Consider the following 19184-nt stretch of genomic DNA (forward strand, 5'->3'; position numbering starts at 1 on the left):
TCAGGGCGTAAAGTCCTGTCCGCAGGACGTGAAACTGATCGGCTGGATTGTTCGCAGGGAACAAAAGATGAGCCATGCAACCCGGAGGGCCACCGAGCTGGCCCTGGACGAGACGACGGTCACCGCACTGCGGGCCACGCTGAAGACCACCGCCGACGAGGTCGTCCAGGCGATCATCGACGAGGTCCCTCCCTACGCCAACGCCCTCTCGGGCCGCATGGGCGCCACCATCCGCCGAGCCGTCCGCACCGCCCTGGGGCACTACCTGAACCTCGCGAGCGGAAACGCCACGGGCGGCGACGCCGGTGACGCAGCCTACGAGCTGGGTCGCGGCGAGGTGCGCGACGGCCGTTCGATGGACGCCCTGCTCAGCGCCTACCGCGTCGGCGCCCGCGTGGCCTGGCGATGCCTGGCCGCGGGTGCCGTACCGGCAGGTCTGCCCGCCGCCGACGTCGCGAAGTTCGCCGAGCTGACCTTCGCCTACATCGACGAGCTCTCCGCCGCGAGCGCCGCAGGCCACGCCGACGAACTGGCCGCCCAGGGCCGGGCTCATGAGCGCCACCTGGAACAACTGGTCCGTGACCTCCTCGCCGGCGCGAACCCGGACGTGCTCCTTGCCGCTGCTCAACGGGCCGGGTGGCAGACTCCGGTTTCACTGACCGCGGTCCTGCTGCCCGCCGCCCAGGCCCGGCCTGCCTACCGCGCGCTCGACCCGAGCACCCTCGTCCTCGACGATCTGCCGGACGCCTCCGGCGTGTTGCTCGTCCCCGATGCCGACCGATCACATCTCTTGAGGCAACTGACCGACCGCACCGCCGTGGTCGGCCCGCCCCGCCCGTGGACTCGTGCGTCCGCCTCGTACGCACGAGCCGTCCGCGCGCGCTCCCTCTCCTCTGATATTCGCGACACCGAGGACCACCTGCCCGAGCTGGTGCTGAGCGCCGACGTGGACGCCTTCGCAGACCTGCGTGCCCGAGCCCTCGCACCGTTGCAGACCTTGCCTGTCGCGACCTCGCGGCGGCTGGAGGAGACGTTGCGGGCGTGGCTTCTGCACCATGGCCGGCGGAACGAGATGGCGACGGCGTTGTTCGTCCATCCCCAGACCGTCCGGTACCGGATGTCGCAGCTGCGGGAGCTGTATCCGGATCTCAGGTCGCCGCACCGGGTCCTTGAACTGACGCTGGCGGTCGGTCTTCGGGTCAGCTGACGCCTTCTTCGACCGTCCACGACCGTGCACCGACCGGACCCCGCCCCACCGGAGTCCCTCGAAGGCTATGTCCGCACCGCGTTCAAGCCCTGGAACGTCGGCGCGATCGTGGACGACGGCTTCACATCTCTTACCTGGTTAGCCCTCGCAAGGGTTCGCGGTGGTGATGGCCTGCACAACTGCCTGAATGTGGTTCTGCTGTGAGGGCTTGAGGGGAGGAGGCTGTCAGTGCGCGACGCTGATCAGTCCTGGTGCCAGCACGTTTGCCTGGGTCATGCCCCCAGGTCCTCCGTCACCGGCAGGCACTCGGCGAGTAGATCGACGACGTCGCGCCAGGCTCGCTGGGCGTGCGGGGGGTGGTAGCCGACACCGGGGACCACGGGGTGGTCGACCGATGGGTGGTGGAAGGCGTGCAGGGCGCCGCCATAGACCGTGAGGCGCCAGTCGACGTCCGCGGCCTGCATCTCAGCGGTGAACGCGTTTCGTTGGGCGGGCGGCATGATCGGGTCTTCCGATCCGACCCCGGCCCACACCGGGCAGCGGATGCGCGCTGCCTCGCCCGGTCGGCCCGTGGTGGTTGCGTTGACTGTCCCGATCGCGCGCAGGTCGACGCCGTCGCGCCCGAGTTCCAGCGCGATGGCGCCCCCGGTGCCGTAGCCGATGGCGGCGATCCGGTCGGGGTCGGTCCGGGGCTCGGTGCGCAACTCGTCGAGTGCCGCGTGGCCGATGCGCCGCATCCGGTCGGGATCAGCGAGCAGTGGCAGGCAACGGGCCAGCATCTCCTCGGGGTCACCCAAGTAGCGCCCGCCGTGAAGGTCGAAGGCCAGAGCTACATATCCCAGCTCGGCGAGAGCGTCGGCCCGGCGGCGCTCGACGTCGCTGAGCCCCATGCCCTCTGGTCCGAGCAGCACCGCGGGCCGGCGGTCGACACCGGCCGGGAGCGCGAGGTGCCCGACCATCGTCAAACCGTCGGCCGGGTACTCGACCGTACGCGTCGTAATCGTCGTCATGAGACTGGACTGTAGTGATCGTCGAGCCTGGTCCGGCCGGTGTTCTGCCGCGGGCAGAACAGCGTAGGTGTCCCTCTGAAATACGGAACGGGCCCGGCGCTCAGGGCTTCAAACCCATCCCGTCCCGCCTTTGGCGCGCATCTCGGTCACACCCCTGGATGGCTTGATCAGCACTTGGCCTACGATGCGACGGGGGGTCTCTGCGAGCGAAGATCCTTCTTGAAGATCCCCCAAGCCCTGTTACTGCTCCCGCGTTGGCGAGCCGACCGGGAGTTAGAAGCCGTTGTCTTTCCGGTCATGACTTTTGAGTTTCCGCTGGTCAGGAGTGGATTCGGGCGCGGTGAGGGAGTGTTGTGGCGTCGGGTTGCTTCTTGATCGGTAGGGGTGGCTGGTGGCGTCGGTGCTCGGTTTGTTGGAGGCGAAGGAGTCGGCCGCGCGGGAGGCGGTTGAGCGGGCGCGGGAGGAAACGGTCCGGGCCGCGGCCGTGCTGGAGGAGGCCGAGCGGGTGCTGGAGCGGTTGGTCATCGCCCGGGAAGCGGTGGTGGAGGTGCTGGCCGAGCCGGCCGGCCGTGCCGTGGTCGCGGTGGAGGGCGCCGCTGTGGCCGCGGCGGTGGCGGGATCGCCGGTTCCCCACCAAAGTGGGCGGCTGGCCAGGGCGGTCCTCGCGCCGGACTATCAGCGGATCATCTCGGTGCTGGAGAGCGAGGCGGCTGCGGGCCGGAACAAGGTGCGGGCCAAGGATCTCGCGGTGGCATTGGGCCTGGACGTGGTGCCGGCGAAGATCGAAGGAGTGCGTTCGCAGGCGAAACGCCTGGCCGAGCGCGGGTGGATCACCCGGCACCAGTCCGGGGAGTTCGGCATCCTGACGGCGTGACGGCGTGACGGCGTGACGGCGTGACGGCGTGGTTCAGGCTGCCAGGGACATCGCCGTGCCCGGTGTGCGGGTGCGGCGGGCGAGGCGGCGGCTCATGAGCATGGTCATCGACCACAGGATCATGGACTGGCTGGTGGCGGGCAGCGTCTCGTAGTCACGGACCAGACGGCGTGAGCGCATCAGCCAGCTCAGCGTCCTCTCCACCACCCACCGCCTGGGCAGCACCACGAATCGCGGTTCGTCACTGCGCTTGACGATCTCCAGGGTGAGGTGGAGTTTCTCCCTGGCCCAGTCGACGAGCATGCCGGTGTAACCGCCGTCCGCCCAGACCATACGGAGCGAGCGATGTGCGCCCCTGACCCCTTCCAGGAGGGGCACGGCGGCCTCGCGGTCGCCCACGTTCGCCGCCGTGACCGCGACGACCAGCAGCAGGCCGAGACAGTCCGTGATCACGTGCCGCTTGCGGCCCGGAACCTTCTTCCCGCCGTCGTAACCGCGCGTGGCGGCCGGCACCGAGCTGGCGGCCCGAACCGACTGCGAGTCGATGATGCCGGCGGTCGGCTCGGCCGCCCGCCCCTCGCTGACGCGGACATTTCCCCGCAGCCGGTCGTGGAACTCCGCGTCCAGGCCCTGGCGGCGCCAGCGGCGGAAGAAGGCGTAGACGCGGTCCCAGGGTGGGAAGTCGGCAGGCACCGAGCGCCACTTGACGCCGTTGTCGACGACGTAGCGCACTGCGTCGAGTATCTGGCGGTGGCAGTAGCCCTCCGGGCGGCCGCCCCTGCCCTCCAGCCAGGCCGGCACCGGCAGCAGGGGCCGCACCACCGCCCACTCCGGGTCCGTCATGTCCGACGGATAGCGCCGCACCCGCTCCGGCTGGTCCGCCGCGTTCCCGAACTTGTGCGCGAGGCAATCGCACGACACGACGAACGAGTTGAACTCCGGGACCTCAACCGCGTACAACTGCGACAAGCAGGGCCTCCTGGCGCTCGGTGAGACTTCAACACCTTCCGAATCGCCACGAGGCCCTGTCCTCATGCTTGGACCCCTCCGAGATCATCCGATCAGGATCCCTGTTCGATCCCCACACTCGATGACCGGTATGAATACGGCTTCTTAGGCCACTCCCTGCTTGACGTGCTGCCAGAGGGCTTCGACCGGCTTGAGGACATCGCCGGCGAGGCTCTGCCCACCTTTACGCGCTGGGCACTGATACAGATTCCGTTGAGTTCCCTTCCTACGAAGTAGCAGCAGTTTCAGGTACCGCTCCGCGGCGTCAAGCCTGGGCGTGACCGCCAGTGGCTACCAGAGACCTATCGGCGCCAGGTGCCCCCGGCTTCGGGGGCCAGCTCGGAGACGGCACAGACTCTCGCCGCGCCGCGGCGCCCGCTGATCTGGTCGACGCATTCGGGGATGGTCCAGGCGATGCCGCGTCTGCGGAGGTAGGCGCGGATCTTGTGCGAGCTGTAGTCCTTCTCGCCGACCACCCGGGCCGGACGGGTGCGGGGCCGGCGGGTCCGCACCGTTTGATGCAAGTGCGGGAACTGTTTCCCAGGCGTTTTCCCAGAGCCGCAGGATCGCCGGGTGCTTCTTTCCCCTGGCGTCGGCCGATGGACGGCGTCGAGGGGCCGGTCCTGAGGCTTCTGGACGGGAGCTGAGGCGGTGGCCTCCCCCTGGTTGTGGGTGAAGTGGGCTGGCGGCAGATGTCTTGACGGTGTGGACTGTGGAAAGGGGAGGCCCGTCATAGCGTGGTCTGTCACCCGCTCCGGTCGGGGCCAATTGCCAGGGCGAAGCAGCGTACCCAAAAGCAGAGGGCCGCGAGAGTCGTGGTCACGGTGGTGACGATGAGGCCGTTTGGTGCACTGCTGTAAGGCGATGGGTCGGCGGTTGCGTTCAGCGATGCCGAGGACGGCCACGTTGGCGGAGGTGCTGAGGGTGTGGCGTCGCCGCAGTGACATCATCGGACGCCGAGCCGGGATAGCCGACTGCGCCTGGGGCGAGAGGTGCCGGAAACCCGGGGAGACGGGTACACCCGAAGAGAGGGCAGTAGGGGCACCGGTCGGCGCCCCCTGTGGAATCGGGACGAGCACGGGCGCCCCGGTCCGCGCTTTGAGACGGCGGCCCGGGGACACACCACGCAGGCCTGCCGCAAACCCTCGCGGACGCGGTAGTCCTCCAACCGGCGCCTACCTGCGGAACAGCGCCCAAGGAGTCGCCTTAGTTGCCGATACCCGCGCTGCCGACTCCGGCGTTGCCGATTCCAGCACTACCGATCCCGGAGTTGGCGATGCCGGCATTGCCCAGCCCCCCGTTCACCTCGCCGGCATTGCCCACACCCCAGTTGCCGATACCCGCATTGCCTACGCCGGAGTTACCGATACCCGCATTGCCGACACCCCCGTCGGCGCTTGCCACGGCGGCGCCGCCGAGGGTCATGACAGCGGCGGCACCGACGACAGCCGCCATGCGGAGAAGATGAGCACGCATCACTAGATACCTCCTGTTTTCCGACGATGTCTCTATATCTCTAACATGCTGATCCCTCGAAGGCCGGACACAATCAACTGCGCACACCCAAGTGGCTCACGGTAGGTGTCCGTGGGAGTCGCTGAACCGGCCGGTGGCCGTCGCCCTCGGCACGTGCAGTGGTCCACGTACGACGGACAGCCCTACCGAGCTGCCGGCCTGTCACCTTTTTGGCACTTGTGGGGTGCCCTCTCCTGTGAGTGTGCGGGGTGGTGGCAGGCGGTCGATGGCGCTCATCTCCATCGGCATACGGACCCGGCCGATGGTGGTGTGCAGGGCGACGGTGGTGTGCCAGTCGCCTTGTTCGCGTCGGCGTCGGTAGTGGGCTCCGGCACCTGGCGAGTGGCGAAGCGCGGAGAAGGCCCATAGGTAGCCGGCGTGGTTGCGTCTGTCGTTCGTCACCCACCGTCTGGTGATGGCGGACTTCTTGCCCGAGGCGCGGGTGACGGGTGAGGAGCCGGCGTAGGCCTTGAGACCGCGGGCGTCAGCGAAGTGCGTGCGGTCGTCCCCAACCTGGGACAGAACACGGGCGGCGAGCTGGACACCAAGACCGGTGAAGCTCAGCAGCACCTCTGCGTCCGGGTGCTGGCGGAAGGCCTCCTCCACCGCCTCGGCGAGGCTGTCGGCAGCGGTGCAAGCCGGAATCTACCGGCCTGCATGGTGCCCGCCGCATCGCGGTGTAGCTACCGCTCCCTCTCGAAGGAGACGAAAGCTATGCCCGCGAATCGAATTGTCGCGGTCATGGCGGGCCCGCTTGCCGCAGCAGCACTAACGTTTTCGCCGGTGCTGATGACGCAGGTGGCAGCGCCGTCTTCTACCCCATCCGCAGCCCCCCGTGCCCCACGGGCATCGACCGCCTCCACAACCTCACGTGCGCCACCATCCCGCACCCCGAGAAGCGGGAAATGTGGCAGTCCAGACGAAAACGCCTCTGAGGAGTCGTTTCTCTACCGATCGCGGTGGGCGTGAGTTCGAGTGTGACTGCCTGGCGGGTGATCTTTCGGCGGTTTGGGTATCAAGCCAAGGGTGACCGGCGAGCGAGGGGGCGGACTTCGAATGGGGGCAGCGGACGAGCCCGACCTTGAGGAGGGGGAAGGCTGGCTGACGAAGGCCGAAGTCCAAAAGGCCTGGCCGCAGATCAGGCCGATCAGTATCACGGCCGTGGCGCTGGCCAACAGCGTACGTACCTCGGCTGCGCCCTCCCCGGACCTTACCCGCGAGCCGACCTACCACGCGGCCGACGTGCGCCAAGTCGCCGTTCGGATCGCCCGGGGTGAGGCCGATGTCGCGCCCCGGCAGCGCGCCGACTCCGACGCTGCACACGACGACGCCACACCCGGCGCACCGGTTTGGCAGCCCGTCAGTTGGGGGTCCGAGAACGTGCCGGGGCTGGTCCTGCTGGCGATCATCGTGGGGCTGTTCCTCTGGGGCCTGACCCACAACCACGGCACAGTGACGAACTTCGTGCGCTGAGTGCAGTAGAAGCTCCGTGAGGGTCTGCTCGTACAGGGGGCTGGCCCGGCCCGGATCCCCCGCCGACCGGTATGCGGCGGCGAGGTTGTTGCGGGAGGCCGTGTTGGGGTGGCTTGCCCAGCACCCGCGGCGCGCGAAGTGATTCCCTGGCGACATCGAGGTGGCGCAGTGCGGTCCGCGCTTGTGCGATCAGGTCATCGGATAGCGGGTACCCCGCCGTCCACGCAGTCGGCAATGGTGTGGGTCGCCCCCGAGAGAGCCTCCCCGAGGGTGGTCACGTCGCATCACGGGCGGACTGGCCACGCTCGGTGCGGGGGTCGATCACCGCCTCGAAAACAGCGCCGAGCCCGCCCTGAGTTCCGGACCGGCCCCGGCTCCAAGCGAGTCCTGGAACGCGCGGTATTCCGGCTCGAAGGACACGACATCTAAGACGATCTGATCCGCGGCGAATGGACCGACACCCACTCCTGCGGAGTTCTCGCCCGCCACCCGGACCGAGCACGGCATGCCCCACGCAGGGAGGTGGCGTCATGAGGGACGCCACCCCATCCGCCCGCCAGTGAACACCGGTACCCAGTTGCGGGCGCGGGTGGTGGAGACCGCCGTCCCGGAGGCGATGGGGCTCGGACGACAGCACGCGGCTCCGTGCTCGGCGCCCGGCAGGGAAGCCGGACTCGGTCTCGCAACGCCCTTGTCAAGGCGCAGGTGATGGCAGCGACGGCCAGCCGGACGGCGCCGCTCGCCGGGGGAGAGGGGGCGGGGGTGTGCGGGAACGAGGCCACGCGCTCCAGGCGGTCGTGGCGGTTCACCCGGACGGTCCGCTGATCTACCGAGGGAGTTCGCCCTGCGCGACTTCGATGCTTGTGTGCAGATCGTCGGCGGCCTCCACGGCCGATGTCGCCGACAGCGCCAGACAAGCCAGCAGGGCGGCGGCGATGGCGATCCGGGTGTCGCGCCGAGTGCGCGCGGTCCCGGAGTGCTGGTCGAGCAGGGCCGCGACCCGGCGGGGCACGGGGCCCGCCGTCGCGGCCAGCGCGATGCCGGGCCGTCGTCGCGCGGCGGCCGGACAGGCGGCGCGGGCCGCGCGGACGGCCAGGGCGGCCTTGCCGATGGCCTGCGCCGTGAGGCGCCGGTCGCCGACGGCGTGGGCGGCGTGCTCGTCGGCGCTGCGCTCCAGGGCGTATACGAGCGGTTCCCGCAGGGCCCGCAGTGCGGGGTGGCACAGCGCGGCCAGCTCCACCACGGCGGTGAAGCGGTGGTGCCGGCCCGTGAGGTGGGCACGCTCGTGGGCGAGCAGAGCCTCGCGCTCGGCGGGCGACAGGGCCCGGAGCATGCCGGAGGTCGCCACGATTCGGCCCGGGCGGCCGGGCAGCGCGTAGGCGTCTGGAAAGTCGTCGGCTAGCACGACGAGCTCGCTGCCGGCCCGGGCGGCCAGCCGCCTCGCCTCGCGCAGCTGCACCAGGCGCCGGTACAGCCCGCGTACCAGCACGAAGGCGCACCACGCCAGCAGGCCCGAAGCTGCGAGGGCGACGGCCACGACGGAGTCGGGGGAGCCCGTGGCGAGCGGGGTGAGCAGCCTGCCCAGCGTCGCCACCGCGTGCAGGCGGGTGGCGCCGGGGATGACGAGCAGCGCAAGCGCGGTGGTGCTGCCGAGGGCAAGGCCCGCTGCGGTGATCGTCAACAGCCACGCCGCCTGGGCCGGGGGCAGGCAGGCGACCAGCCGCCGGCCGGCCGGGCCGGCCAGGAAGGGGACGAGCAGCGGCAGCCACACCATGTAGATCATGTCGCGCCTCCTTCAAGGAGGGCCCGCAGGAGCCGCTCGTCCTCGTCGTTGAGCTGCGAGACGAACCGGGACAGCACGGCGCCCCGGTCCTCGGTCTTCTCCAGTTCCGAGTGCATCCGCCGGGCGGTCAGGCCCGACGCGTCCTCGGTCGGGACGTACGCGAACCCGCGGCCCGAACGGGAACGGGTGACCGTCCCCTTCTCGTACAGGCGGGACAGGATCGTCGTCACGGTCGTCCGCGCGAGCGAGGAACCCAGCAGCCGCTGCACCTGAGCCGGGGTCTGCGGACCATCGGCGGCCCACAGGGCGGCGAGCACGCTCGCCTCCAGCTCGCCCGACGGCCTCCGCTCCCCGTTCGTATCACCCATGGAAAGACCCTCCACACAATTACGTCTACAGTAATGTAGACCGTCTACTTCACTGTAGACGCCGGAGTTCCGGTCCGGCCTGGCCCACTCACATTATGGGAGCAGCACATCATGGCCCTATCAGCCCTGACGGCAGCGCCGCAGGCCGTGAACCTCCTCGACGCGGGCTCGCTGCTCTCGGCGTTCGGCGCCCTCGGCATCGCGGCGGTGATGTTCGCCGAGACGGGCCTGCTGGTCGGCTTCTTCCTGCCGGGCGATTCGCTGCTCTTCACCGCCGGACTGCTGTGCGTGCCCGGCAACCACGGACCCGTGCACCTCTCCCTCCCGCAAGTGCTGGCCGCCGCGGTCGCCGGAGCCCTGCTGGGCGCCCAGGCCGGCTACCTGATCGGCCGGCGCGGCGGCCGGGCGCTGCTGTCCCGCAGCCACAGCCGCAAGCTCCACGAGGGCGCCGAGCGCGCCGAGGAGCTGCTGGAGCGCTACGGGCACGCCAAGGCCATCGTGCTGGCCCGCTTCGTCCCCATCGTGCGCACCGTGCTCAACCCGCTGGCCGGCGCGCTGAACGTGCCCGCACCCCTCTTCACCCTCTGGCAGATCGTCGGCGGCCTCCTCTGGACCGTCCTCCTCGTCTTCGCCGGATACGGGCTCGGTTCCTCCGTGCCGAATGTGGACCGCTACCTACTGCCCATCGTGGCCCTCGTGGTGCTCGTCTCCCTCACCCCGCTGGCCCTGGAGATGCTCCGCGCGCGCACCCGCAAGACGTCGAACGGAGGCTCGCAGTGAGCCTGACCGCCCTGGACGGCCCGTCCGTCGACGGCCCCCTCTACACCCGCGTCACCGATCTCGCCCACCGCGCGCCGGGCTGGCTGGACTCTCTGATGTCGGCGTGGTCGACGTACGGCTTGGCGCTCTTCGCACTGCTCATGCTGGCGGCCTGGTGGCGAGCCCGGCCGACAGACGCGGGGCGGATCGCCATGGCGTTGGCCGCGCCGCTCACCGTGGTGCTGGCCTTCACCGCCGACACCCTGCTCAAGTCGGTGATCCGAGAGCAGCGGCCCTGCCAGACCCTGCACACCGTCACGCTGGAGGCGTGCCCCCCTCTGGGCGACTGGTCCTTTCCGAGCAACCACGCCGCCATCGCCGCGGCCGCCGCGATCGCCATCTGGCTCACCGACCGCCGCCTCGGCGCCGTCGCCGCCGCCGCGGCGCTCCTGATGGCCTTCTCCCGCGTCTGGGTCGGCGCCCACTACCCGCACGACGTCGCCCTCGGCCTGGTCGTCGGGGCCGCTCTGGGCTGGCTCCTGACCCGCACCGCCCGGCGCGGCGCCCCACTCGTCGAGCGGGCGCGCAATACTCGGCTGCGCCCACTGGTGGCCCCGAGATGAACCAGGACGCCGCGCCGGCGGACCGCGGCCGCCGCGGCACCGGGGCGGCGCTGGGCGTGGCGGCGCTGTGTGGCGCTCTCTTCGTCCTGCTGGCCGCGCTCGTCGCGAGCCGGCACGGCGTTCCCTACCCGGTGGACCGGAGCATGCACCTTTGGTCCGCACGCCACCGGCCGGACGCCGTCGTCACGCTCGCGCGCACCGTCACCGCGACCGCGACCGGGCCCTTCCCCTACCTGTGCGCTGTCGCCGCCGGACTCCTCGTCGGCCGCGACACACGCGGGCGGCTGCTGGCCGCAGCTGCCGCGCTGCTCTTCCTCGGCATCGCCCAGGCGGCCCGATACGGCGTGCTCCACCTGCTCCACCGGGCCCGCCCCGACACCGTGGACTGGCTCACCCAGGCCTCCGGCTACTCCTTCCCCTCCGGTCACACCAGCACTTCCGCGCTCATGGCCGGGCTACTGGCCTGGGCCCTGTTCCAGCGCACCCGCCCCATCCTCGCCAGGACCGGCTGCGCACTCATGGCCTGCTGGGCCGTCGTCGTCGGACTCAGCCGGATCTACCTCGGCGTGCACTGGCCCAGCGACGTCCTCGGCGGCTGGCTGTACGCCCTGGTCTGGCTCGGCGTCGGCTACGCCCTCGCCCCCGCGGTCATGCGCAGGGTCGTGCGGGTGTCCGGGAGCGCGGTCTGACCCGCGTCCCGTGTGGTGGCGCACCGTGGTGCCATGGACCTTCACACATGCGGAGCGGCCCCACCCGGATCGGGTGGGACCTCTCCGCATGTGTTCCGTATGTGTTCCGGCCGGATGCCGGTGCCGCTACCGTCCCGGCATGCAGACGCCGTTCGTGACGGACCCGGACCACCCCGCGTGCGCGACCTGCCCCGCGCTACGGCTACCGCGTGCCGCGTTCGTCGTCTACGACCGGCCCTCCCGGGAGTGCCCCTTCGACCCGGCCGACGGCTACCGGTACACCGCCGACGGCATCCCGGCGTGCGTTCACCCCCACAAGCTCGGCGTGGAGGCGGACCGGATCGCACCACCCTCCCTCCCCACCCCGGCCGCCGGGCCGCAGGAGCCGCGCCGGTGGTGGCGCCGACGCTGAGGTCGAGCACCTCGCCGGCGCGGGTGCCGCGTCATCACCTTCCGCGGTGGGTGAGGTCAGATCTCCTGGAGCGGCTTGTCGAGTTCACCGGCTGCCGGCCGGTCTCACCGAACGGCGGGGTCCCGGGCCGAACTTGTCGACCGGTAGAAGGCACGGGATGAAGCAGACACTCAACTGGCGGTGCTGGAGTGGGTCGGAAAGGGATGTTCCGAAGGGACCGCCACCACGTACAAGACGAGCTGCCAGGCCCTGCAGAACCGTGGACTGGTCAAGGTATCCAGGCGTAGTGGGGTGTGGACGGCGGCCCTGACCGACGCTGGGCGCCATTACCTGGCCCATGGCACCTACCCCGCACCGAAATCCCCGACGCGAGCGCTTCCCATCCCCCGGCTGCCCAAGGTCACCACGCCATCTTCGCCACCCGGTGTTCCGCAGCAGCCCCGTAAGACGTTCACCGATCAGCTCTTGGAGGAGCTGCAGGCAGCCGGCGGCAGGATCCTGAGGTCGGGCCCCGACGCCGACGCCTGGTTGAGCCGTGCCGCGTCGGCGAGCCGATCCGGACGGATCCAGGAGACCAAAGAGCTGCAGTACTGGAAGTGCCCTGAGGGTGTCGAGATCAAGCTCGTGGACATTCCCGCGTGGCGCCTGACGGTTCTGGAACCGGTAGTGGTGCCGGTACGGCTGACCCGTCCGCATGCCGTCGTCCAGGCGATGCGGAAGGCAAAGCAACCGCTCGGGCTGACACGGCCAGTCCAGCAACGCGCTCTGCGGATCGTGCACGCGCTCCTCACCGCGGTCGAACGCAACGGCCACACCTGTGCTGCCGGCACTGTGGGCGCGGGACCGCGGCATAACCGCCGCCTTCCGCATGATCCACACTTCACGATCAAAGCCCAGGGGGAGACGGTCGAGTTCCGAGTGGTCCAGGAGAAGGACCGCAGCGAGCACGTTCCGACGGACGAGGAACTCGAAGAAGCCAAGAGGTACTCCTGGGTCATGATCCCCCGTTACGACTACACACCCTCCAATCGGCTGCGGTTCGACCTTCGAGGCGGCCATGCCCGCCATGGGTCCGAGTGGGCGGACAACTCCGAGCGTCTCCTGGAGGAGCAGCTCTCAGAGATCGTCCACGAGATCGGATTGCGTGGTGAGGCGGCCGAGCGTAAGCGCTTGGCCGATCTTGAGCAGGCACTCCAGAAGCACTTGCGTTGGGAAGCCGCGATGGCCGAGGTCCGCGACCAGTACGCCGAGGACTACCGTGTCCGACAGCTGGACTTGCCAGAGGCTGCTTGGCGCCGCGCGACACGCCTGGGCGAGTATCTGGAAGCCGCCCGCGCGCACGTGGCGACGTTGCCACCTGGACCGGAACGAACGGCGGCTGAGGAGTGGATGCAGTGGGCCACGGAACACGTGGCCCGCGCCCATCCGAGGTTTCAGCAGCTTCGGCTCCCACGGATCCCCGAACCCCGCGCCGACGATCTGAAGCCGTTCCTCCGCGGCTGGAGCCCGTACGGCGCCTACTGACTCGGATCGACGTCTTGAGGCTGCGGGAGTGCCTGAGGTCTCAGAAGCTGCGGGGCCGGCGCGGGTTACGTTGCCATCCGGCGGTCCTGGCCGGACCGGACGGCACCGATTCCGGCCCTGACCTACAGCGGGAGTACCTCGCTTTGCTCGCGGTGTCGATGACCGGCCGTACCGATCTGCCGGTGATCGCCGCGCCCGGCCCGCAGGGACGGATGGGCTGGGCGGTGGTCGAGCACCGCGTCATCGTCGCCGTCTACCCCTCCCCGCTGTTGCTGCGCCTGGTGGACGCGTCGGGGGTCCAGCGGATCGCCCGCACCACCGCGTGCGAGGAACTCGGGTGCGCAGCCGAGTGCCCGCATCCCGGCGGGACGCGTCCCGGTGGACGTCCCGCCCACAGAACTGCGGGTGGGTGACCAGGTCCTGACCGGCGGCCGTCTGTCCGCCCTCACCGACCTGCGCTACCGCCACAACGCCACCCACACCATGATCCCGGACAACGGCCGGGTCGCCGTCGCACACCGCACGGTGCGCGTCTACCGGCCCCGAACCGACTGCCCCCCACGCAGCCGGATCACGGGCCGGCTGAGTGCCTGTGTCTGAACCCGGGGCACGCATTTGGCCGGGTCGGGAATCGAACACGTGCGGGCTGCCCGATTTATTAGAGTGAGCTGTCACCGTGCTTGCGACTCCTGAGGAGTACAGGGAGGCGGAGGATGCCGTCCGTCGTCTCCAAGAGGTTCTTGCGCTGATCGCCGAGGCAGACGGCCCCGGCGGTGTTTGCCCGGGTCAGGAACCGAACGGTGTTTGCCCGGGTCAGGAACCGAACGGTGTTTGTCCGGGTCAGGAACCGAACGGGGCCTGAGCAGGCAGGTGGTCGCCCAGGTCACCACGGGACGTTGCCCGCCATACGAACCGGCCGATGTCGCCGGCGCCCCGCTCTCCTTTGGCCGGCTCATGCAGGCGGCGCCTACCGGCGGGCCGTGTGTGGTGTCGCTCTGTTTCTCGCCGCGCTGCTGCTTGGTGTCGGGTTGTTGTCGGGCGGCGGTGATGCGGCGGTGCGTGGTGCGGGTGCTGATGGTGTCGCGGGTGGCGAGTTCGGCGGCGGTCGGTGGGCAGGTGCTGCTGCACATCGGAGACGACGCCGTACTCCGCCTCACGGGACTCCGCGACCCCCGCGGGCACCCGTCCCGGCGATGGCCCCCTCAAGAGTCCTTCCTGCGGCTCCTCGCGATCACCGGAACCGACACCGTTTTCGACGTGCGCCCCAGCGTCGAGGACGCGGTAAGGCCCTGCCCGAAGGCAGCTTCCTCCGACGGGGCCGGGGCTCCTTCTTGGGGTCAGAGCAGGTATCCCGCGGGGTGTCCGTTCGGGTCGTCGGCCAGGGTGATGGTGGCCCGGATGAGTTTGCCGACCGGCTGGCGTCGTACTTCGAAGCTGTGGCAGACGCTCATCACGATTTCCAGGCCGTGTTGTCCGATCCTGCCGGGGTCTGTCTCCCTGGCTGCCGGCATCGTCGGGTCGGTGTCCCACACGCTGACGACCACGGCGCCTTCGTTCGTCGCCATTTCCAGCAGGCAGGGCCCCGGGGCGTATTTGCGGCTGTTGGTCACCAGCTCGCTGACGACCAACTGCACCATGTCCATCACCCGCTCCGATACGGGGATGCCGTGGACGCCTTGCACCTGGGACAAGTAGTCGCGGGCGGCTGCCCGGGCCTCGGCCAGCGGCTGTGACCCGCAGAAGGCAACCGTCGTGCTTATGGAGCGGCCTGCAGTCGACGGCCCCGCGTTCTCGCTCACCACAAGCCTGTCCACCGTTCCCGCCTGACTGATCGAGCCAACCGCTTCCCCTTTGCCCCCCAAACGAGAACGTATGCAGGTGGTGTTGAAACAAGCACTGCCGCGTCGCCTGTCTCGTACTCGACGCCGCGATGGACGCGGCCGCGGCGGACGGTTCGGGGTTCCGCTTCGCTCCACCCCGAACGGCCTGCTCTGCAGGCCCGTGGCAACCAGCAGCACCCGGTCCTCCAGGCACAGCCGCTACGGCCGGCCGAGCTGGACGTTACCGCCACGACTTTCGGACCCAGCCCGACCAGCTTGCGGAACTGCGACTCGCTCAACCCCGAGAACGGCTCGATTGACAGTGGGACTCACTCTGCACCGGAGCTTCGGCAGCATCGAAGGCGTCGTGAACCGCATCAAGAAGATCAAGAGGCAGCTCTTCGGGCGAGCCGGGTTCGCACTCCTACGCAAGATGATCCTGCTCCAGTAACGCTCCGCTACCACTCCTCAGAACCGGTTATCGAGAGCGCCGGGGGAGAGGAGTGCGCCAGGCGGCTTTGTCTGCCGGTCATCGGTCCGACCAGTGCCCGACGGGGCGGTGGGGACAGGTGCGGCACTCGAATACGTAGACGTTGACGCCGCAGGTGTCCAGAAGAGTGGGGTTGAACGCTTCGGATTCCCATAGCCGGCGGGTCTCGGTGTTCTCGGCCGTCCGGTCTTCCTCGGGAAGCCAGGTGCGCCAGGACTCACTGTCGAATTCCCTCTCGGCCACGGTCAGCAGGTGCTCCATCCGGCCACCGCACGTTTCGCAGTCCGGCCAGCGGGGCTCCTGGCTCCAGCCCGGATAGCCACCCAGCTTGATTCCCGGTGCGTCGGCAAGATGCGACGAGTACCACAGGCCGGTCTCTGCCAGCAGCGCCTCGACACGGACTTCGAGTGCGTCGCGCAGATCCCAGGGACGGTCATTCCTCGGGTACTCGGCCACCTGCTCGGGGTGAACGACGCAGGGCGCCGGGTACCAGCCGTCGGGAAGCCCGGCCGCCGACGGTGCAGGTGCCGCCCCCACATCTCCGATGGCAAGGGAGTCTCGCCAATACACCTGGGGCAGCGGGTGACAGTAGGTGCCGTGCGCGTAAGGACACCACAGGACCTGGAGGAGGTCCGTTCCCTCTGGAAAGGGCAGGCTGGGTACGTCGGAGCGGTGGATCTGCACGATGGGGGCCATCGGTGCGGCAGGTTCGAGGCGGCTCGTGGTGTCCGGGTCGTAGTGCTCGGCTTCGCACACCGGCCATTGCTCGTCGGCGGGCCACAGCAGCGGGCCGCCGACAGAGCTGTCCTGGCACGTCGGAGAACCGGGGCGCGGGTGCAGGCGGACGGACTCACGACGGAAGGGAAGCAGCTCGGGGAAGAGGCTCTCCACGTCGACCGGGCGGTCGGGTGTGTGACGGGACATGTGCCGAACTCTAGAACCGGGGTCCGACACCAGCCTCACCGGCCTCGCCGTGCTCTGGAGCAGGGCACTGGATTCCCAAAGAAGAGAGCCAGCTCTAATGGCCGAGCCGGATTTTCGCGACCTACGAGTACTTCTTGGAACCCGAGGCCGACTGACTCGGACCCGAGCTGAATGACAGGAGCCGTGCAGCGTCACGCCGCCCGCGGGGCGGGAGCCGGAGCGATGGACGCTTGACGGAACTCGTCTCTTTGCTCGCCCACTCGGCGGGTCCGGCCGCATGAGGCGGCCGGACGCCGTCTCGCGGGTCGTCAGAAAGCGATTGTGCAGGCGATGATGACGACGAGCACGATGACCGCGGTCAGAGTGAAGCTAAAAGGACGCTTTGTCCCGTCGAGGGTATTTGGCGGTAGTACGGATGGCTGTCCTGGCGGGGGCGTCTGAGCTTTCCGACATTCCGGGGCTTTGTGGGCGGTCGAGCCATCTGCAGGGAGAGGGGTGTCCACCGGGGGCCGACCTTTTGACCCGACAGACTGGGCGGAGCCCTCCCCCCCGCGTTCGCCTGGTCCAAGGGCCTGGGGTGCACCCCCGGAGGGCGTACACGCGCGCGAGAGGGGCGGCAAGCGAGTCCGGGGTGCGGGAGCCGGTCGGAAAGCTTTGAACCTGATCGACGCCCGCCAGAGCGCCCACGCGGTCCCGGCCGGGCTGAGCGGCGAGGCACCCCCCTGGTGCGCGTTCTGTTCAGCTGTGCGTGCTGCTGGCGGCGGCGGTCCCCGCGGCGGCCGGCGGGCCGTGCGCGTCGGGCTCTGCCGGATGGGAATGCCGGGTGGGGGCTCCCGCCCTACGCTGGCCGTATGTCCGATTTCATTGCCTCCGGCGCCTCGGCCGACGACCTGCCCGCACCGGCCGAGGGTCTGCTGCTGACGCACTTTCTCACGGTCGGTGACGTGCCTCGCTCGCGGGCGTTCTATGCCGATGTGCTGGGCGGGCAGGTGGTGCTGGAGGAGAACCCCTGCATCATCAAGGTCGCCAACAGCTGGATCATCATGAACCCCGGCGGCGGTCCCACGGAGGACAAACCCGACGTCACACTGCGCCCACCGGAGGACCGCCACACCGCCTCCAGCTTCCTGAACGTACGGGTGGCGGACATCCGCGGCTTCTACGCGGCGGCCCGCGCCAAGGGAGCCGAGTTCCTCACCCCGCCCATCGACCGGCGCGCGGAGCTGCGCTGCTACATGCGCGACCCGGATGGCTACCTCATCGAGGTCGGCCAGTCCACGGGCCTGCTCAAGGGCATGCTGGCGCGCACTGATACCGAAGCCTGACCACTGCACCGCGCTGCACTGCTGACCGAATTCGTCAGATGCGACGGACCGGGTCCGTGATTCCGCCGGGGCACGCAAGCGCCGCGATGTCCCATCCGGCGCGTTGGGCCCCGGCCTGGTAGGCGCTTTCGTAGAAGGCGAGCACGGCGGCACGTGGATCGGCCTCGGCGCGGGCCGCTTCGTAGCGCAGCACGGCCAGGTGGCTGTCGCCGCGCGCGACCCACTGCGCGGACGCCGGGCTGAGTGGCGCTTCGGTCAGACCGGCGGGCTCGGGGGCGGTGTACGAGTAGAACGCGGGCTCGGCAAAAGTGTCGTCGCCGAACCAGAAGCCGGAGCTGATCACTTCCGAGGAGTACGCCTCCCGGGTGACGGGGTCGGCCTGCCTGGGCTGGTCGACCCGGCGCCCGGAGAACCGGCTGTGGGCGATGTCGAAGGTGTGCCAGAAGTGGTGCACCGGGCTGGCCTTTCCCGAGAAGCCCGCCGCGAACTCCTCCAGCACGGACGCCACCTGGCTCAGCACCCGCCAGTAGCGGTTTGCGGCTACCGGGTCGTAGGTCGCGTGCTCGGTGTCCTCGGCGAACGGCCGGTCGGCGTCGGGTAGATCGAAGGGCCTGGGAACAGCGATGTTCACCCGGACGCCCAGCGCGGCCAGAGCAGCCAGGCTCTGATCGTAGAAGGACGCGACGGACTGGCCCGGAAGCGGAAAGGACCGCTCTTCGCCGTCCAGCGTCATGACGGCGAGCCGGTGGTCGACGAAGTCGAAGTCGACCGTGAAGATCGGATTCCCGTCGACCTGACCCATCGGACGGGTGGTGATGCCGCGCCCAGTGACATGGAACGGGACGTTCCACCAGTGGTTGCGCCGAGCGCTCGCGGCCAAGCGGGTCTTGCCGACAATCTGCTCGAAGCGGTGCAGCGTCTCCTTCGTGTCACGCCACTCCCGCAGCGGCGCCGGCGGAAACAGCTCCATCGCCTGCTCCTTCCCGCCCGGCGCTCCCGCGGCGGCCGGGCCGTCTCATCATGACCCCGCCGGGGGCATCCCGCACGCCGCCGAGGGAGCGGTCCAGCCCAGCCGCCGCACGGCCCGCCGCCCAAGTCCCGCCGCCCTCCGGTCAAGGCGGGAAACCGGCGGGCCACGTCATAGACAGCCACGGGCTCATCCAACCCGACGCCAGTGCAATCCAGCTCCCCCGAAGCCAAGAACCCTGGTTCCAACATGCGTGGCCAGGTCCCACCTATCGTGTCCCGGCTCAACGGGCACAGCCGTCGCCCACACAGCCGCACCTGCGACAGTGGCCACAACAGCTGTCGGCCGTGGCAATTGACCTGCTGACGCCCGTCGACTGGGTCGGCCCCGGCTCGGAGGGCCTCGATATGGGG

Annotated in this window: 20 protein-coding genes and 2 pseudogenes; 12 read left to right on the top strand and 10 right to left on the bottom strand. The window is 69.6% G+C overall.

Annotated elements, in window-relative coordinates; translation table 11 throughout:
* Positions 1 to 67: 67 nt before the first annotated feature.
* A complete protein-coding gene (locus OHA81_RS31425) occupies positions 68 to 1207 on the top strand; it encodes a PucR family transcriptional regulator (protein ID WP_329201588.1) in 1140 nt (379 codons plus the stop codon).
* A 272-nt stretch (positions 1208 to 1479) separates the two neighbouring features.
* Here the strand turns inward: OHA81_RS31425 and OHA81_RS31430 are convergent, their stop codons facing one another.
* Positions 1480 to 2217 (bottom strand): dienelactone hydrolase family protein, encoded by a 738-nt coding sequence (locus OHA81_RS31430; protein WP_329201590.1) that lies wholly within the window; start codon positions 2215 to 2217, stop codon positions 1480 to 1482.
* A gap of 391 nt (positions 2218 to 2608) precedes the next feature.
* Between OHA81_RS31430 and OHA81_RS31435 the strand changes: the two genes are divergently transcribed.
* Positions 2609 to 3091 carry a hypothetical protein gene (locus OHA81_RS31435; protein ID WP_329201592.1) on the top strand — a complete coding sequence of 161 codons (483 nt, stop codon included), beginning with the start codon at positions 2609 to 2611 and terminating at the stop codon, positions 3089 to 3091.
* 33 nt (positions 3092 to 3124) lie between these two features.
* Here OHA81_RS31435 and OHA81_RS31440 read toward each other — a convergent pair whose 3' ends face one another.
* The 4 genes and pseudogenes from OHA81_RS31440 to OHA81_RS31455 form a co-directional block, all read right to left on the bottom strand.
* On the bottom strand, positions 3125 to 3934 hold the full coding sequence (locus tag OHA81_RS31440; RefSeq protein ID WP_329202638.1) for an IS5 family transposase: 810 nt from the start codon (positions 3932 to 3934) through the stop codon (positions 3125 to 3127).
* A gap of 486 nt (positions 3935 to 4420) precedes the next feature.
* Positions 4421 to 4631: pseudogene (locus OHA81_RS31445) on the bottom strand (hypothetical protein); the annotation flags it as partial.
* Between the two features lie 674 nt (positions 4632 to 5305).
* On the bottom strand, positions 5306 to 5554 hold the full coding sequence (locus OHA81_RS31450; protein ID WP_329201594.1) for a hypothetical protein: 249 nt from the start codon (positions 5552 to 5554) through the stop codon (positions 5306 to 5308).
* 330 nt (positions 5555 to 5884) lie between these two features.
* Positions 5885 to 6250: pseudogene (locus OHA81_RS31455) on the bottom strand (transposase); the annotation flags it as partial.
* A 420-nt stretch (positions 6251 to 6670) separates the two neighbouring features.
* Here OHA81_RS31455 and OHA81_RS31460 point away from each other — a divergent pair.
* Complete coding sequence (locus OHA81_RS31460) at positions 6671 to 7087, top strand: hypothetical protein (protein WP_329201596.1); 417 nt, start codon at positions 6671 to 6673, stop codon at positions 7085 to 7087.
* An 826-nt stretch (positions 7088 to 7913) separates the two neighbouring features.
* On the opposite strand, the gene OHA81_RS31465 is transcribed toward OHA81_RS31460, so the two are convergent.
* Both OHA81_RS31465 and OHA81_RS31470 read right to left on the bottom strand, forming a co-directional pair.
* Positions 7914 to 8870, bottom strand: a complete 957-nt coding sequence (locus OHA81_RS31465; protein ID WP_329201598.1) for a M56 family metallopeptidase — start codon at positions 8868 to 8870, stop codon at positions 7914 to 7916.
* Complete coding sequence (locus tag OHA81_RS31470) at positions 8867 to 9238, bottom strand: BlaI/MecI/CopY family transcriptional regulator (protein ID WP_329201600.1); 372 nt, start codon at positions 9236 to 9238, stop codon at positions 8867 to 8869. The genes OHA81_RS31465 and OHA81_RS31470 overlap by 4 nt, the downstream gene beginning before the upstream one ends.
* A gap of 111 nt (positions 9239 to 9349) precedes the next feature.
* On the opposite strand from OHA81_RS31470, the gene OHA81_RS31475 reads away from it, so the two are divergent.
* From OHA81_RS31475 to OHA81_RS31505, 7 genes are all read left to right on the top strand, one after another.
* Positions 9350 to 10018 carry a DedA family protein gene (locus OHA81_RS31475; protein WP_329201602.1) on the top strand — a complete coding sequence of 223 codons (669 nt, stop codon included), beginning with the start codon at positions 9350 to 9352 and terminating at the stop codon, positions 10016 to 10018.
* The gene (locus OHA81_RS31480) at positions 10015 to 10620 is read left to right on the top strand and encodes a phosphatase PAP2 family protein (protein ID WP_329201604.1); all 606 of its coding nucleotides are present in this window, start codon (positions 10015 to 10017) and stop codon (positions 10618 to 10620) included. The genes OHA81_RS31475 and OHA81_RS31480 overlap by 4 nt, the downstream gene beginning before the upstream one ends.
* Complete coding sequence (locus OHA81_RS31485; protein WP_329201606.1) at positions 10617 to 11309, top strand: phosphatase PAP2 family protein; 693 nt, start codon at positions 10617 to 10619, stop codon at positions 11307 to 11309. The genes OHA81_RS31480 and OHA81_RS31485 overlap by 4 nt, the downstream gene beginning before the upstream one ends.
* Positions 11310 to 11448: 139 nt before the next feature.
* Positions 11449 to 11721: a hypothetical protein gene (locus OHA81_RS31490; RefSeq protein ID WP_329201608.1), complete on the top strand. Its 273-nt coding sequence runs from the start codon at positions 11449 to 11451 to the stop codon at positions 11719 to 11721.
* A 465-nt stretch (positions 11722 to 12186) separates the two neighbouring features.
* Positions 12187 to 13245 carry a hypothetical protein gene (locus tag OHA81_RS31495; RefSeq protein WP_329201610.1) on the top strand — a complete coding sequence of 353 codons (1059 nt, stop codon included), beginning with the start codon at positions 12187 to 12189 and terminating at the stop codon, positions 13243 to 13245.
* Positions 13246 to 13403: 158 nt separating this feature from the next.
* Positions 13404 to 13658 carry a hypothetical protein gene (locus OHA81_RS31500; RefSeq protein ID WP_329201613.1) on the top strand — a complete coding sequence of 85 codons (255 nt, stop codon included), beginning with the start codon at positions 13404 to 13406 and terminating at the stop codon, positions 13656 to 13658.
* A complete protein-coding gene (locus OHA81_RS31505) occupies positions 13651 to 13845 on the top strand; it encodes a hypothetical protein (protein WP_329201614.1) in 195 nt (64 codons plus the stop codon). Before OHA81_RS31500 ends, OHA81_RS31505 begins: the two co-directional genes overlap by 8 nt.
* A 737-nt stretch (positions 13846 to 14582) precedes the next feature.
* Here the strand turns inward: OHA81_RS31505 and OHA81_RS31510 are convergent.
* Positions 14583 to 15044 (bottom strand): ATP-binding protein, encoded by a 462-nt coding sequence (locus tag OHA81_RS31510; protein WP_443056728.1) that lies wholly within the window; start codon positions 15042 to 15044, stop codon positions 14583 to 14585.
* A gap of 337 nt (positions 15045 to 15381) precedes the next feature.
* Here OHA81_RS31510 and OHA81_RS31515 point away from each other — a divergent pair, with 337 nt between their 5' ends.
* The gene (locus OHA81_RS31515) at positions 15382 to 15516 is read left to right on the top strand and encodes a hypothetical protein (protein ID WP_329202672.1); all 135 of its coding nucleotides are present in this window, start codon (positions 15382 to 15384) and stop codon (positions 15514 to 15516) included.
* Positions 15517 to 15594: 78 nt separating this feature from the next.
* Here the strand turns inward: OHA81_RS31515 and OHA81_RS31520 are convergent, their stop codons facing one another.
* On the bottom strand, positions 15595 to 16446 hold the full coding sequence (locus OHA81_RS31520) for a DUF1963 domain-containing protein (protein ID WP_329201616.1): 852 nt from the start codon (positions 16444 to 16446) through the stop codon (positions 15595 to 15597).
* A gap of 884 nt (positions 16447 to 17330) precedes the next feature.
* Here OHA81_RS31520 and OHA81_RS31525 point away from each other — a divergent pair.
* Positions 17331 to 17804, top strand: a complete 474-nt coding sequence (locus OHA81_RS31525) for a VOC family protein (protein ID WP_329201618.1) — start codon at positions 17331 to 17333, stop codon at positions 17802 to 17804.
* Between the two features lie 34 nt (positions 17805 to 17838).
* Here the strand turns inward: OHA81_RS31525 and OHA81_RS31530 are convergent, their stop codons facing one another.
* On the bottom strand, positions 17839 to 18774 hold the full coding sequence (locus OHA81_RS31530; protein WP_329201620.1) for a DUF5996 family protein: 936 nt from the start codon (positions 18772 to 18774) through the stop codon (positions 17839 to 17841).
* Positions 18775 to 19184 lie beyond the last annotated feature (410 nt).

Source organism: Streptomyces sp. NBC_00667 (genome assembly GCF_036226825.1).
Taxonomy (GTDB): Bacteria; Actinomycetota; Actinomycetes; order Streptomycetales; family Streptomycetaceae; genus Streptomyces.